Consider the following 14,655-nt stretch of genomic DNA (forward strand, 5'->3'; position numbering starts at 1 on the left):
CGTCCCCAGATGCGGGACTGGCGGCTCTGCCGGACCATTCACGACCATGCCTCTCCCACACCACCGCCCAGGCGCCGGTGGCGGCATCGAGGAACAGGTGTCCGGACCGGCTGTCACGGGTGAGGACGACGCGCTGGGTGCGCGAGGCAGCGAGTTGAGCGGTGGCCATCAGCGTGCGGGCCAGTTGGAACCGCTACGCGGGAATAGCTGATCTTGTGGAGCTGACGGCTCGGATGCTTCACTTCCCCGGTGACTGAAGGATCCAACGCGTTCGACGGCCTCGGCCCGCTGGTCAGCCGGCACACGGTGGACCACCGGAAGCGATGGGTGAACGCAGGCTGCGCACTGCTTATAGCCATCCCGTCCGGCTGGCTGGGCGTGTGGGGCTGGTCGGCAACCGGCGAGGGGTCGACCGGCAGCAACAGGGCGATCGGTCTGCTGCTCGGCCTTGCGCTGGGCGCCATAGCGATCGCGGCGACCCAGATCGCGCGGGCCCTGCGCGGCGAGCGCGGCGAGTATTTCGAGGTGCGCCAGGGTGGTCTGGTCCACGGATCCCAGCGGGGAGCCGCGGGTTGGCCCTGGACCCGCGTCACCTCGCTTCACATCGACGGCGACGCGGTGAACGGCATTGCGACCCGACTCGGCAACGGCTACCGCATTGAGATCGACCTCGACGACGGCACCCGGCTCCGGGCTGACGGGCTCACCGAACGCGCCGGCGACCTGGGACGCGCCCTGCTGACACAGTGCCCGCACGTCGCTCTGAAACCGCGGATCCCCTGGTACGGCCGGGCGGGCAGTTGGCCGCTGGCAGGAGCCGCGGCCTGCGCGGCAGCGATCCCCGCGATGATCTTCTACATCGCGGACCACCCGGACAAGGAACACCGGACCCACGACGGTCAGGGCATGACCATAGTGACCACCGAACCGGGCATCAGCGAGGCAGGCATCGCCTTCCTGACCTTCGGCATGCTGCTGTGCGCCATCACCGCGATCACCCTCGTCATTGCCTATGTACGCGGCAGGGCGTATCGCTGAACAGAGCTACAAGATCCTCCGGGACTGGGCAGCGCGGCGACGGCCTCCACCACGCCGTCCAAGCCGTCGCCCGCAGGTACAGGCTCGCCCTCGCCGCATGAACGGGCACGCCAACAACCCACTTCGGCGCCCCAAGCCCCGGCCGACGCTTTTGCTCAGCGTCCTGGCTCCCCCCACAGCAGGGTCCGCCACCCACGACCGGGCGGCGGACCCTGAAGCGCAACCGAGGGTCGTTGCGAGACCGACCTTTTGACAATCCTCAGTCCGTCGCCCACCACACAGTCGTATCCCCCGCCACCTTCGCCTCGTCCTCCGCCGACGCGATCGTCACCTCACCACTCGCGACCAGGACACGCCCGTACGCCGGGATCCGTACCGTCTCGCTCGTGGTGTTCGCGACGCACACGAAGCCGCCGCGGCGGAAGGCGAGGACGCCCTCGGGGGACTTCAGCCACTCCACCGCGTCGCCCGCGCCCAGGTCGGGCTGTTCGCGGCGTGCGGCGAGCGCGGTGCGGTAGAGCTCCAGTGTCGAGTCCGGCTCGCCCGTCTGGGCCTCGACGCTCAGGTCGCCCCAGCCCTCCGGCTGCGGAAGCCATGAACCACCCGCTCCGAAGCCGTACGACGAGCCCTCGCGCGTCCACGGGATCGGCACCCGGCAGCCGTCGCGGAAGCCGTCCTGTCCGGCGCCCCGGAAGTACGCGGGGTCCTGGCGTACCTCGTCGGGCAGGTCCACCACGTCGGGCAGGCCCAGTTCCTCGCCCTGGTAGATGTAGGCAGAGCCGGGCAGGGCCAGCATCAGCAGCGTCGCCGCGCGTGCCCTGCGCAGGCCCAGCTCGCGGTTGCCCGCCGAGCGGATCTGTGTGCCGAGGCCGGCCTCGTTGGCGAAGCGTGTGGCGTGGCGGGTGACGTCGTGGTTGGACAGCACCCAGGTGGCGGGGGCGCCGACCGGGCGCATCGCGTCCAGGGTGCGGTCGATGACGGAGCGGAGCTCGGCGGCGTCCCAGTGGGTGCTCAGGTACTGGAAGTTGAAGGCCTGGTGCAGTTCGTCGGGGCGTACGTAGTTCGCGGTGCGCTCGATCGTCGGGGTCCAGGCCTCCGCCACGAAGATGCGCTCGCCCGCGTACTCGTCGAGGATCAGGCGCCATGCGCGGTAGATCTCGTGCACGCCGTCCTGGTCGAAGAACGGCATGACATCGTTGCCCAGGAGCTTCACCTGGTCGTGGCCTCCGATGTCCGGCAGTCCGGCCGCCTTCACCATGCCGTGCGCGACATCGATGCGGAAGCCGTCCACGCCCATGTCGAGCCAGAAGCGGAGGATCGAGCGGAACTCGTCGCCGACTGCCGGGTGGTCCCAGTTGAAGTCCGGCTGTTCGGGTGCGAAGAGGTGGAGGTACCACTCGCCGGGCGTGCCGTCCGGTTCGGTGACGCGTGTCCACGCCGGGCCGCCGAAGATGGACTCCCAGTCGTTGGGCGGGAGTTCGCCGGCCGGGCCCTTGCCGGGGCGGAAGTGGTAGCGGTCGCGGAGCGGGGAGCCGGGGCCCTCCGTGAGCGCCCGTTTGAACCACTCGTGCTGGTCGGAGGAGTGGTTGGGGACGAGGTCGACGATGATCCTCAGGCCCAGCGCGTGGGCGTCGCGGATCAGGGCGTCGGCGTCGAGGAGGTTGCCGAACATGGGGTCCACGGCGCGGTAGTCGGCCACGTCGTAGCCGGCGTCGGCCTGCGGCGAGGAGTAGAAGGGGGACAGCCACACGGCGTCCACGCCGAGGTCGCGCAGGTACGGCAGGCGGGAGCGTACGCCCTCCAGGTCGCCCATGCCGTCGCCGTCGCTGTCGGCGAAGCTGCGCGGGTACACCTGGTAGATCACCGCGTCGCGCCACCAGTCGCGGTGTCCGGCAACGGTGGCGACGGCTGTCGTCGAGGAGGGGGCCGGGGACGGGGCAGGGTCGGCGGAGTGCTGGCTCATATCGTCCTTGGTGCGTAGTCGGGGTCGGGTTCGGGGTCGGGTTCGGGCCATCGGGGTCGCGGGCGGGGTGACCGGGCGGCACGGCACGCGGGAGTCCACGTGGGAGTCCGCGCGGGAGCCGGTCCGGGGACGTCAGCCCTTCGTGCCGCCCGCCGTCAGCCCCGTCACCAGGTTCTTCTGCACGAGGTAGAAGAACACCGAGACGGGGACGGCGACCAGCACGGCTGTCGCGGCCATGTACTGGCGCTGTGCGTCGTGCTCGCTGACGAAGCTCTGCAGACCGACCGCGAAGGTGTACTTCGTGTCGGACAGCATGAACGTCGAGGCGAAGGCGACCTCGCCGAACGCGGTGATGAAGCTGTAGAACGCGGCCACCGCCAGGCCGGGTTTGGCCAGCGGCAGGATCAGCCGCGCGAACGTGCCGAAGGGGGTCAGCCCGTCGACGCGCCCCGCCTCGTCGATCTCGAACGGGATCGTGTCGAAGTAGCCCTTGAGGAGCCAGGCGCAGTACGGCACGGCGGTCGAGCAGTAGACGAGGATGAGGCCAAGGTAACTGTCGATGAGCTGGAGTTCCGACAGAATCTGGTACATCGGCACGATGAGTACGGCGATCGGGAACATCTGGGTCAGCAGAAGCACCCACATGAACTTCTTGTAGCCCGGAAAGCGCATGCGCGACACGGCGTAGCCGGTCGTCGCGGCGACCAGGACGCCGATGACCGTGGTGCCGAGCGAGACGACGAGCGTGCTCGTGAGCCAGTCGAAGAACTTGGTCTCCTGGAGCACGAAGACGTAGTTGTCGAGCGTCATCTTCCCGAAGATCCGCCCGGGGTGGAGGTAGTCGTCCTTGTCCGGGCCGAGGGACAGGAAGACCAGCCAGGCGACCGGGAAGAGCGCGATGAGGCTCGCGACGGCGAGGACGCCGTGCGTGGCGAGCAGGGCGCCGGGGCTCCGCTCACCGCGTCGGCGCCCCTTGCGCGGCGCGGCGGTGGAGGGGGCCGGGTCCGTCGCGGAGGAGGTCTTGAGGGTCGTGGTGCTCATGGCAAAAGATCTCCTGCCTCAGTTCGCGAGCTGCGGCTCGTCGCGGTTCAGCCAGCGGCGGTAGAAGGCGGTGAAGACGACCAGGACGGAGAGGAGCAGCATGCCGTACGCGGCCGACTGCGCGAAGTCGCGCGGCTGCTGGCCGAAGCCCAGGTAGTACGCCCACGTCACGAGGATGTCGGCGTCCGGGGCGGTACCGCCGAACAGCAGGAAGATGATGGCGAACTGGTTGAAGGTCCAGATCACGCCGAGCAGGACGACGGTGGAGCTGACGGACCTCAGGCCCGGCAGGGTGACGTACCGGAACCGCTGCCAGGCGCTCGCGCCGTCCATCTCGGCGGCCTCGTACAGGGACGTGTCGATGGACTGCAGTCCGCCGAGCAGCGAGAGCATCATGAACGGCACGCCGCACCAGGTGTTGACCATGATCGCGGCGAACCGCTGCCAGAAGGTGTCCTCCAGCCACAGGGGGGTCGGCAGGTGGAGGGCGTCGAGGGCCGAGTTGATGAGGCCGGTGTCGGCCAGCATGAAGCGCCAGCCGAAGACGGTGACGAAGGTGGGCACGGCCCACGGCAGGACCAGGACGAGGCGGTACAGGGTCCGGCCGCGGATCCTCTGGTTGAGCAGCAGCGCGAGGCCAAGGCCGATCACGTAGTGGAGCGTCACACAGGCGGCGGTCCAGACGATGGTCCAGACGAAGTGCGACCAGAACCGGTCGTACGCGGTGTCGCCCCACAGGATGTCGGCGTAGTTGTCGAGGCCGATGAACGTGTAGGTGGCCTCGATCCGGTTGACGCCGATGGTGCGGGCCGAGTTGAGGCTGTCGGCGTCGGTGAGCGACAGGTAGAAGCCGTACGCCAGGGGATAGAGCACGAGGACGCCGAGCACGACGGCCACGGGGGCGATCATGGCGTACGCGTACCAGTACTTCTGGTACGTGTGCTTCAGACGCGTCAGCGGACCGGGGCGCGGGGTCCGCTCACCGCGGCGTTTGCCGGTCGCGCGGTCGATGGCGACTGTCATGGTGCGACACCTTCTGGGAGATCACGTGGTGGAGCCCGCGTACAGAGAGCCCGCGTACGGACCGGTGACCGCCGGGTCCGTCCCCCGAAAGGCGGACCCGGCGGCCACTCGGAGTCACTTGCTGAAGTCCGGGACCAGCTTCGCGATCGCGGTCTCGGCGTTGCTCAGGCCCTTGTCGAGGGACTCCTTGCCGCCGGCGATCTGGTTCAGCTCGGTGTCGAGGGGGCCCCAGAGGGAGCTGTACTCGGGCAGGGCCGGGCGCGGCTGGGCGGCAGGGAGGACGGCCTGGTAGCCGGCGATGCCCGGGTCGGCCTTGACCTCGGCGGTGTAGGCGTCGTCCCGCGTGGGGAGCGTGGAGTTCTTCAGGGCGATGGTCTCCTGGGCCTTCGCCGAGGTCATGAACTTCACGAGCTTCAGCGCGGCCTGCTGGTGGGCCTTGTCCGAGCCCGCGTACACGGAGAGGTTGTGGCCGCCGGTCGGGGCGCCCGCCTTGCCGGTGGAGCCGGCCGGGACGGTGGCGATGCCGAGGTTGGCCTTGTCCTTGAAGGCCGAGCCCTTGTAGAAGTTCGTGATCTCCCAGGGGCCCTGGATGATCGAGGCGACCTTGCCGCTGACGAACGCCTCCTGGATGTGGGCGTAGGCGTCGGCGGTGGTGTCGGCCTTGTGCAGGCCCTTGCCGTCGAAGAGGCCCTGCCAGGTCTCGTAGCCCTTCTTGGCGGCGGGCGAGGTGACGGTGATCTTCTTGGCGTCGGCGTCGACGGTGTCGGCGCCCTCGCCGTAGAGGAAGCTCTGGGCGTAGTAGGCCTGGGTGGAGCCCCAGTAGCCGTCGACGCCCGTCTTGTCCTTGATCGTGGCGGCGGCCTTCTTCAGGTCGTCCCAGGTCTTGGGGGCTTCCTTGATGCCGGCCTTCTCGAAGAGGGCCTTGTTGTAAACGAGCGCGAGGGTGTCGGTGGTGAACGGGACGCCGTACGTCTTGCCCTCGTACGTGGCCTGCTCGATCAGGCTGGCCTGGAACTTGCTCCGGTCGGCGAGTGCCTCGGTGCCGTCGAGCGGCAGGAAGAAGCCCTTCTTGGCGAAGGCGGGCGTCCAGCCGACCTCGGAGCGCAGCACGTCGGGGGCGCCCTTGGAGCCGGCGGCCGTGTCGAACTTGTTCTGCGCCTGGTCGAAGGGGACGTTGACGAACTCGACCTTGATGTCCTTGTTGGCCTTCTCGAACTCCTTGACCAGGGCCTTGTACGTCGGCGCCTCATTGGTGGCGTTGGAGGTGTCCCACCAGGTGATGGTGACCGGACCGTCGGCGTCGCCGCCGCTGTCGGTTCCGCCGCAGGCCGTCGCCGCCAGGGCGAGGGACGCCACCAGCGCGGTGGACGCTATGCCACGCCGCATGAGTTCTCCTTGAGGGTGAGGTCCCCCCGTTCGTCATCGAGGGAGGGGGGAGGCCGCCGGGCGACGTGAACGTAACAGCGTTGCAATCGCCGCGAAAGACCTTGCAGCAAAAAAGTGCAAGGGATCGCGAGAGTTACCTGCGCGTGACCCGCCATCGACCGCTTCGAGACCGGGATTCTCGGGCTCGGCGGGTTGTCGTCCCCTTCCGCAAGGCTCTGCAAGTACTTGCCATACGTTTCCGGGACGGGAATCATCCGTTGCGGACCGGACCACGACCAGAATCACGAGGGACCGCGATGACGCAGCAGCCCGCAGCGGGCCGCACCCCCGCCCGCACCCGGCGCCGGGCCGGTGGGCAAGCGGAGACCCGGCCGGTACAGTCCGGTGCTGTGACCACACGGCTTGCCGACATCGCGGCCCAGGCAGGGGTCAGCGAGGCGACGGTCAGTCGCGTCCTGAACGGGAAGCCGGGCGTCGCCGCGACCACCCGCCAGTCCGTGCTCGCCGCGCTCGACGTCCTGGGCTATGAGCGGCCCGTGCGGCTGCGGCAGCGCAGCGCGGGTCTGGTGGGCCTGATCACCCCGGAGCTGGAGAACCCGATATTCCCGGCGCTGGCCCAGGTCATCGGCCAGGCGCTGACCCGGCAGGGCTACACCCCGGTGCTGGCCACCCAGACACCCGGCGGCTCCACCGAGGACGAGCTGACGGAGATGCTGGTGGACCGCGGCGTCGCCGGGATCATCTATGTCTCGGGGCTGCACGCGGACACGACCGCCGACATGCAGCGCTACGAGCAACTGCGCGCCCAGGGCGTCCCGTTCGTCCTCGTGGACGGTTTCTCGCCGAAGGTTCAGGCCCCCTTCATCTCGCCCGACGACCGGGCGGCCATGGCCCTCGCGGTCACCCACCTCGTGTCCCTCGGCCACACCCGCATCGGTCTCGCGCTGGGACCGAAGCGCTTCGTGCCGGTGCAGCGCAAGATCGAGGGCTTCGTCCGCACGATGCAGGAGCAGCTCGGCCTGTCCGCCGAGACCATCGAGACGGAACTCGTCCAGCACTCGCTGTACACCCTGGAGGGCGGCCAGGCGGCGGCGACCGCGCTCATCGACCGGGACTGCACGGCGGTGGTGTGCGCGAGCGACATGATGGCGCTGGGTGCGATACGGGCGGCGCGGCAGCGGGGCCTGGACGTGCCACGGGACATCTCGGTCGTCGGCTTCGACGACTCCCCGCTGATCGCCTTCACGGACCCGCCGCTGACCACGATCCGCAAGCCGGTCCCGGCCATGGGCCAGGCCGCCGTCCGCACCCTCCTGGAGGAGATCGGCGGGACACCGGCACCCCACAGCGAGTTCGTGTTCATGCCGGAGCTGGTGGTGCGCGGTTCGACCGCTTCGGCCCCTGGGGACCGGTCTCGTCCGTAGGTTGGAGGCCCCGGGGGGCCGCACTGGTACGCAGGCAGGAGGCGCCCCTGGCCGTCTACGGCGAACACCGTGCGTCCGGGACCCGACCCAGGGATGATCTACGGGAGAAGCCTCTTCTGGCAGACTCTGTGCCCATGGGTGACACGACCGCGACGACCCCGAGTGGCCGGGAGTCCGTCGCTCCACGGCCCGTCGCGGACGAGTCGACGCGGCGGTCCGTTCTGGTCCGGCCGCGCACCCCACGCCGCCCCCGCTTCTGGTTCGAGATCCTGCTGATCGCGGTGAGCTACTGGACCTACTCACTGATCCGCAACGCGGTGCCGGAGCAGAAGGACCAGGCCCTCAGCAACGCCGAGTGGATCTGGAAGGTCGAGCAACGCCTCGGGATCGCGGTCGAGGACTCGGTGAACCACGCCGTGAACTCGGTGAAGTGGCTGGTCGTCGGCATGAACTACTACTACGCGACCCTGCACTTCGTGGTGACGCTCGGCGTCCTTGTCTGGCTCTACCGCCGTCACCCCGGTCGTTACGCGGCCACGCGCCTGGTGCTGTTCGCGACGACGGCCGTGGCGCTGGTGGGCTACTACTTCTACCCGCTGGCCCCGCCCCGCCTGATGACGAACGGCGGCTTCGTCGACACGGTCCTGGTCCACCAGACCTGGGGCTCCATGGCCTCCGGGGATCTGAAGCACATGTCGAACCAGTACGCCGCGATGCCCTCCATGCACATCGGCTGGTCCGTGTGGTGCGGGCTGACGATCTCCGCGCTCGCCTCGGTCCCGTGGGCCCGCCTGCTGGGCTTCCTCTACCCGGCGACCACTCTCGTCGTCATCGTCGCCACCGCCAACCACTTCTGGCTCGACGCCGTCGGCGGTCTGCTCTGCCTCGCCTTCGGCTACCTGGTGGCCCGCCTCTGGTACGGGGCGCTGCCGTTCTCGCTGCCGCGCTGGGTTCCGTAGAAGCAATCGCTACCTTCGCTTCGGCGGCGCCGTACGCGAGCGCCGCAGGAGATACCACGCCCGAGACAGGAGCGGGAGGACCGCGAAAGCCGTCAGGGCGGACGCCAGGACGGCATACAGGTGGTCGGCATTCAGATCGGGAAGATCGGGAAATGAAGGGCCGGGCCGGCTCGCCGGGCTGTGACGGCGGATGGTCGCCGTGCCCGCCGAGCACAGCGCCACCGCCGCTACGACGGTGGCCACCGCGAGCTTGGTCTTCAGCACGGCCACGGCACGCGAGACGTGGGTGGCGACCGTCCCGGGATGCTTGCCCACCCGCTGCGCGTATTCGGCCTGGGACCAGTCGACGGCCTTGGTCGCCCACACCGCCGCACGCTGCTGCACCGGCAGGCTGCTCAGTGCCCGCCGCACGTCGCAGACTTCGACGACCATGTCACCGCAGTCCGGCGCGGGCACGGGCACGTCCGTGTACGTGTGGGCGCGGGCTCGGCGCGCACGGGCGGCCTGTTCCTGGACCTCACGCCTGATCACCGTGTAGAGGTAGGCACGCGGTTGCCGGATGCGGCCCGGATCCCGATACGCCTTGGCGAAGGCGTTCTGGACGATGTCCTCCGCCCCGATATGGGACTCCGGCACCCCGGCCTCGCGCAGCGCATTGCGGGCGCTGCCCACCATCTCACCGTAGTAGCAGGCGTGGACCTCACCCAAGGTGAGGCCCACGCCACGCCCTGCCTCAGACATCGCGCCGTCCCCTCCCCCGCTGACAGCAGGGATACCGGTCACCGCGCTGAGCGGCGATGATCCCCGCCTTCCCGGCGTCGCGGTTTCTGTCCGCCGCACTGTTGATCAGTCCGGTGACGCTCGGCAGCAGGAATCCCAGAACAACGAGCACCACGGTGATGGCGTCCAACTCTTCTCCTTCGGGTAGCGGCCTGATCGCCCGCGCTGGGGGCGGCCGTCACCCTTGAAGAGGGACAAGCTCCGGCGTCTCATGACACGACACCTCACGTCCCGTAGAACAGCTCCTCCATGACCGAGCGAGCCCTGCGCGTCGTACGCCGGTAGTCGTCGAGCATGTCCCCCACGTGGCCGGGGCCGTAGCCCAGGTAGCGTCCGATGGCGGCGAGCTCGCGGCCGCCCGACGGGAACATGTCCCCGGCCCGCCCTCGCACGAGCATCACGGCGTTCCGCACCCGCGTGGCGAGCACCCACGCCTCGTCCAGGGTCGCCGCGTCCTCCGCGGAGATCAGCCCCGCGGCGCACGCGGCGGCCAGGGCGCGACGGGTCCGCGTGGTGCGCAGCCCCGGCTCCGCCCAGCCGTGCCGGAGCTGGAGGAGCTGCACGGTCCACTCCACGTCGGACAGCCCGCCACGGCCCAGCTTGGTGTGCAGCGTGGGATCGGCGCCGCGTGGCAGCCGCTCCGACTCCATCCGCGCCTTGAGCCGCCGGATCTCCCGTACGGCGTCGTCGCCCAGCCCCTCGGCCGGGTACCGCAGCGGATCGACGAGCTCGATGAAGCGGCGGCCCAGGTCGTCGTCGCCCGCGACGGGCTCGGCGCGCAGCAGCGCCTGTGACTCCCACACCAGCGACCAGCGGCGGTAGTACGCCTCGTACGACGTCAGCGTCCTGACGAGCGGACCGGACTTGCCCTCGGGCCGCAGGTCGGCGTCGATCAGCAGCGGCGGGTCGGTGCTGGGGAGCTGGAGCAGCCGGCGCATCTCCGCGACGACGGTGTTGGCGGCCCGTGCGGCCTCCTGCTCCTCGACCCCGTCGCGCGGTTCGTGCACGAAGAGGACGTCCGCGTCGGAGCCGTAGCCCAGTTCGTGGCCGCCGAACCGGCCCATGCCGATGATCGCGAACCGGGTGGGCAGGGTGTCGCCCCAGCGGTCGCGTACCACCGCCCGCAGGGTCCCCGCGAGGGTGGCCGCGGTGAGGTCCGACACCGCGCCGCCCACCAGCTCCACCAGCGCGCCCTGGTCGGCGTCGCCGGGTGCCTCCTCGGTGCCGTAGGAGGCGACGATGTCGGCGGCGGCCGTGCGGAACAGCTCGCGCCGGCGCACTCCGCGGGCGAAGGTGACCGCCTGCGTGTCGTTCTCGGAGCGTCCTACGGCGGCGAGGATCTCCTGTTCCAGATGGTCGCGTTCGCGGGGTCCGAGGCCGCCGCCGCTGCCGTCGCCGTCACCGAGCAGGGCGACGGCCTCGGGGGCGCGCAGCAGCAGGTCGGGGGCGAGCCGTCCGGCCGACAGCACGCGGGCGAGATTCTCGGCGGCGGCTCCCTCGTCCCTGAGGAGCCGCAGGTACCAGGGGGTCTTGCCCAGCGCGTCCGACACCTTGCGGAAGTTCAGCAGCCCCGCGTCCGGGTCGGCCGAGTCCGCGAACCAGCCCAGCAGGACGGGCAGCAGGGTGCGCTGGATCGCGGCCTTACGGGTGACGCCCGAGGCGAGCGCCTCCAGGTGTCTGAGCGCCGACGCCGGGTCCGCGTAGCCGAGGGCGACCAGCCGCTCGCGGGCCGCGTCGGCGCGCAACCGGCTCTCGCCCGGGGCGAGTTGGGCGACGGCGTCGAGCAGCGGCCGGTAGAACAGCTTCTCGTGCAGGCGCCGTACGACGGCCGCGTGCCGCTTCCACTCGCGGTTCAGCTCGGCGACCGGATCCGTGCGCAGCCCCAGGGACCGGCCGATGCGCCGCTGGTCGTCCTCGGCCGCGGGGACGAGGTGGGTGCGGCGCAGCCGGAAGAGCTGGATGCGGTGCTCCATGGTCCGCAGGAAACGGTAGGCCTCGTCGAGCTGCACGGCGTCGGCCCGCCCCACGTACCCGCCCGCGGCGAGGGCCCGCAGCGCGTCGAGGGTGGTGCCACTGCGCAGTGAGGTGTCTCCGCGCCCGTGCACGAGCTGGAGGAGTTGCACGGCGAACTCGACGTCGCGCAGGCCGCCGGGGCCGAGCTTCAGCTCGCGCTCGATCTCGGCTGCGGGAATGTTCTCGACGACCCTGCGCCGCATCTTCTGCACGTCGGCGACGAAGTTCTCGCGCTCGGCGGCCTGCCAGACGAGAGGGTCGAGCGCGGCGATGTACTCCTCGCCGAGTTCGATGTCGCCCGCGACGGGCCGTGCTTTCAGCAGGGCCTGGAACTCCCACGTCTTGGCCCAGCGCTGGTAGTAGGCGAGGTGACTGCTGAGGGTCCGCACGAGCGGTCCGTTGCGTCCCTCGGGGCGGAGGTTGGCGTCGACGGGCCAGATGGTGCCCTCGACGGTCGACTCCGAGCAGATCCGCATCAGATGGGAGGCGAGCCGGGTGGCCGCCTGCAGGGCCTTCTGCTCGTCGGCGGAGTCGGCGGCCTCGCCGACGAAGATGACGTCGACGTCGGACACGTAGTTCAGCTCGTGGCCGCCGCACTTGCCCATCGCGATGACCGCGAGCCGGCACAGCGCGGCGTCCTCGGGGGCGGCCGCGCGGGCGAGAGCGAGGGCGGCACGGAGGGTGGCGGTGGCGAGGTCGGCGAGCTCGGCGGCGGTCTGGGCGACGTCGGTGGTGCCGCACACGTCACGGGCGGCGATGGAGAGCAGGCAGCGGCGGTAGGCGACACGGAGGGAGACGGGGTCGGTGGCCTCGGCGAGGCCCCGCTCGAACTCCTCGACGCCCGGGTGCAGGTCCTCCGGCTCGTACATGACGAGTGCCTGCCAGTCGTGCGGGTGCCGGGCGAGGTGGTCGCCGAGCGCGGCCGACGCGCCGAGCACTCCGAGGAGCCGGTCCCTGAGCGGCTTGGCCGCGATCACCGTGTCCAGCAGTCCACGCCGCGCGGTCGGGTCGGGCTGGGCCTCCAGCAGCCGGACGAAGCCGAGGAGCGCGAGGTCGGGGTCGGCGGTGGCGCCGAGCGCGTCGAGGAGGACCGGGTCGTTCCTTATGGCCGCCAGCTCGATGCTCTCCAGGAGCCGCTCGGCGGCCGACGGATCGGTGAAGCCGTGCCGCAGCAGCCGAGAGAAGGTACTGCTCCTGCGCCCCGGCGCCGTCATCCCCGGCCTCCCTCGGATCAAGGTCGTACGGCGTTGAGCCTAACCCCGACGGGGGCTCGTGTGCTGGGCTCTGTTGTGGGGGGCGGATCGCCGTCGGCGGGTTTCCCATGACCGTGGCTCGGACGCCTACGCGTTTGTTGGTGTGTCGGGGGCGTACCGGGAGGTCTCCGTCCTCGGTCCGGCGGGTCTGTGGCGGGTCAGCCCCTCGGTGGCGGACGCCGGCCGCTGCGGGCGGACACCTCCCGGCACACTCCCTGCCGTGCGTAGGCGTCTGCGGGCCGGTGGGGCTTCGGGCACGTTGCGATGCCGGGGCGCGCGGCCGTGTCTTTCAGGGGCGCGAGGAACTGCGCGACCAGCCACAACGAACCCGCAGCCAGACAACGACCGCACCCCCAACGGCACCCTCAGCGGAGCGTCACAGCACCGGCAGGTTCTTCCGCAGCTCGAACGCCGTGACCTCGCTGCGGTACTCCTCCCACTCCTGCTTCTTGTTGCGCAGGAAGAAGTCGAAGACGTGCTCGCCGAGGGTGTCGGCGACGAGGTCGCTGCGCTCCATCAGGGACAGGGCCTCACCGAGGTTCTGGGGCAGCGGTTCGATGCCCATCGCGCGGCGCTCGGAGTTCGACAGGGCCCAGACGTCGTCCTCGGCGCCCGGCGGGAGCTCGTAGCCCTCCTCGATGCCCTTGAGGCCGGCGGCCAGCAGCACCGCGTACGCCAGGTACGGGTTGGCGCCGGAGTCCAGGGAGCGGAACTCGATGCGGGCCGAGCCCGTCTTGCCGGGCTTGTACATGGGGACGCGGACCAGGGCCGAGCGGTTGTTGTGGCCCCAGCAGATGTACGAGGGGGCCTCGCCGCCCGCGCCGGCGGTGCGCTCGGCGCCGCCCCAGATGCGCTTGTAGGAGTTGACCCACTGGTTGGTGACGGCCGCGATCTCCCCCGCGTGCCGGAGCAGGCCCGCGATGAAGGAGCGGCCGACCTTGGAGAGCTGGTACTCCGCGCCCGACTCGTAGAACGCGTTCCTGTCGCCCTCGAAGAGGGAGAGGTGCGTGTGCATGCCACTGCCCGGGTGCTCCGAGAACGGCTTCGGCATGAACGTCGCCTGGACGCCCTGCTCCAGCGCGACCTGCTTCATGACCAGGCGGAACGTCATGATGTTGTCGGCCGTGGAGAGCGCGTCGGCGTAGCGCAGGTCGATCTCCTGCTGGCCGGGGGCGCCCTCGTGGTGGGAGAACTCCACCGAGATACCCATGGACTCCAGCATGGTGATCGCCTGGCGGCGGAAGTCCATGCCGACGTGGGTCGGGGTGTGGTCGAAGTAGCCCGAGTTGTCGGCCGGGGTGGGGCGGGAGCCGTCGAGCGGGCGGTCCTTCAGGAGGAAGAACTCGATCTCCGGGTGGGTGTAGAAGGTGAAGCCCAGGTCGGAGGTGCGGGCCAGGGCGCGCTTGAGGACGTAGCGCGGGTCCGCGAAGGAGGGCGAACCGTCCGGCATGAGGATGTCGCAGAACATACGGGCCGTCCCGGGCGCCTCCGCGCGCCACGGCAGGACCTGGAACGTCGAGGGGTCCGGCTTGGCGATCATGTCGGACTCGTAGACGCGGGCGAAGCCCTCGATGGCCGAGCCGTCGAAGCCGATGCCCTCGTCAAAGGCCTGTTCCAGCTCGGCGGGGGCCACGGCCACGGACTTGAGGAAGCCCAGCACGTCCGTGAACCACAGGCGTACGAACCGGATGTCGCGCTCCTCCAAGGTGCGGAGCACGAACTCCTGCTGCTTGTCCATGTCTAGCTTCCACCCATCCTTGCTGGTCAGGCCGCCT

At 70.2% G+C, this 14,655-nt stretch carries 11 protein-coding genes and 1 pseudogene; 4 read left to right on the forward strand and 8 right to left on the reverse strand.

What is annotated here, in order from left to right:
* Positions 1 to 249 precede the first annotated feature (249 nt).
* Both IE262_RS07210 and IE262_RS40515 read left to right on the forward strand, forming a co-directional pair.
* Positions 250 to 1,038 (forward strand): hypothetical protein, encoded by a 789-nt coding sequence (locus IE262_RS07210; RefSeq protein ID WP_189872128.1) that lies wholly within the window; start codon positions 250 to 252, stop codon positions 1,036 to 1,038.
* Between the two features lies 1 nt (position 1,039).
* Positions 1,040 to 1,139: pseudogene (locus tag IE262_RS40515) on the forward strand (IS5/IS1182 family transposase); the annotation flags it as partial.
* Positions 1,140 to 1,297: 158 nt separating this feature from the next.
* Here the strand turns inward: IE262_RS40515 and IE262_RS07215 are convergent.
* From IE262_RS07215 to IE262_RS07230, 4 genes are all read right to left on the reverse strand, one after another.
* Entirely contained in the window at positions 1,298 to 3,001 is a 1,704-nt protein-coding gene (locus IE262_RS07215; protein WP_189872130.1) for a glycoside hydrolase family 13 protein, read from the reverse strand.
* 132 nt (positions 3,002 to 3,133) lie between these two features.
* The gene (locus IE262_RS07220; protein ID WP_189872132.1) at positions 3,134 to 4,042 is read right to left on the reverse strand and encodes a sugar ABC transporter permease; all 909 of its coding nucleotides are present in this window, start codon (positions 4,040 to 4,042) and stop codon (positions 3,134 to 3,136) included.
* Between the two features lie 18 nt (positions 4,043 to 4,060).
* Entirely contained in the window at positions 4,061 to 5,065 is a 1,005-nt protein-coding gene (locus IE262_RS07225) for a carbohydrate ABC transporter permease (protein WP_189872134.1), read from the reverse strand.
* Between the two features lie 114 nt (positions 5,066 to 5,179).
* Complete coding sequence (locus IE262_RS07230) at positions 5,180 to 6,451, reverse strand: extracellular solute-binding protein (protein ID WP_134032150.1); 1,272 nt, start codon at positions 6,449 to 6,451, stop codon at positions 5,180 to 5,182.
* A gap of 389 nt (positions 6,452 to 6,840) precedes the next feature.
* Here IE262_RS07230 and IE262_RS07235 point away from each other — a divergent pair, with 389 nt between their 5' ends.
* Together IE262_RS07235 and IE262_RS07240 are read left to right on the forward strand one after the other, a co-directional pair.
* Positions 6,841 to 7,875 carry a LacI family DNA-binding transcriptional regulator gene (locus tag IE262_RS07235; RefSeq protein WP_134032147.1) on the forward strand — a complete coding sequence of 345 codons (1,035 nt, stop codon included), beginning with the start codon at positions 6,841 to 6,843 and terminating at the stop codon, positions 7,873 to 7,875.
* Between the two features lie 134 nt (positions 7,876 to 8,009).
* Positions 8,010 to 8,834, forward strand: a complete 825-nt coding sequence (locus tag IE262_RS07240) for a phosphatase PAP2 family protein (protein WP_189872136.1) — start codon at positions 8,010 to 8,012, stop codon at positions 8,832 to 8,834.
* Between the two features lie 9 nt (positions 8,835 to 8,843).
* Here the strand turns inward: IE262_RS07240 and IE262_RS07245 are convergent, their stop codons facing one another.
* The 4 genes from IE262_RS07245 to glnA2 all read right to left on the reverse strand — a co-directional run bounded on the left by IE262_RS07245 (position 8,844) and on the right by glnA2 (position 14,618).
* A complete protein-coding gene (locus IE262_RS07245) occupies positions 8,844 to 9,575 on the reverse strand; it encodes an RNA polymerase sigma factor (protein ID WP_189872138.1) in 732 nt (243 codons plus the stop codon).
* The gene (locus tag IE262_RS07250) at positions 9,568 to 9,744 is read right to left on the reverse strand and encodes a hypothetical protein (RefSeq protein WP_166681567.1); all 177 of its coding nucleotides are present in this window, start codon (positions 9,742 to 9,744) and stop codon (positions 9,568 to 9,570) included. The genes IE262_RS07245 and IE262_RS07250 overlap by 8 nt, the downstream gene beginning before the upstream one ends.
* 94 nt (positions 9,745 to 9,838) lie before the next feature.
* Complete coding sequence (locus IE262_RS07255) at positions 9,839 to 12,841, reverse strand: bifunctional [glutamine synthetase] adenylyltransferase/[glutamine synthetase]-adenylyl-L-tyrosine phosphorylase (protein WP_134032138.1); 3,003 nt, start codon at positions 12,839 to 12,841, stop codon at positions 9,839 to 9,841.
* Between the two features lie 415 nt (positions 12,842 to 13,256).
* Entirely contained in the window at positions 13,257 to 14,618 is a 1,362-nt protein-coding gene (gene glnA2 / locus IE262_RS07260) for a gamma-glutamylpolyamine synthetase GlnA2 (RefSeq protein WP_134032081.1), read from the reverse strand.
* Between the last annotated feature and the right edge of the window lie 37 nt (positions 14,619 to 14,655).

Source organism: Streptomyces bluensis, assembly GCF_014650715.1.
GTDB lineage: Bacteria > Actinomycetota > Actinomycetes > Streptomycetales > Streptomycetaceae > Streptomyces > Streptomyces bluensis.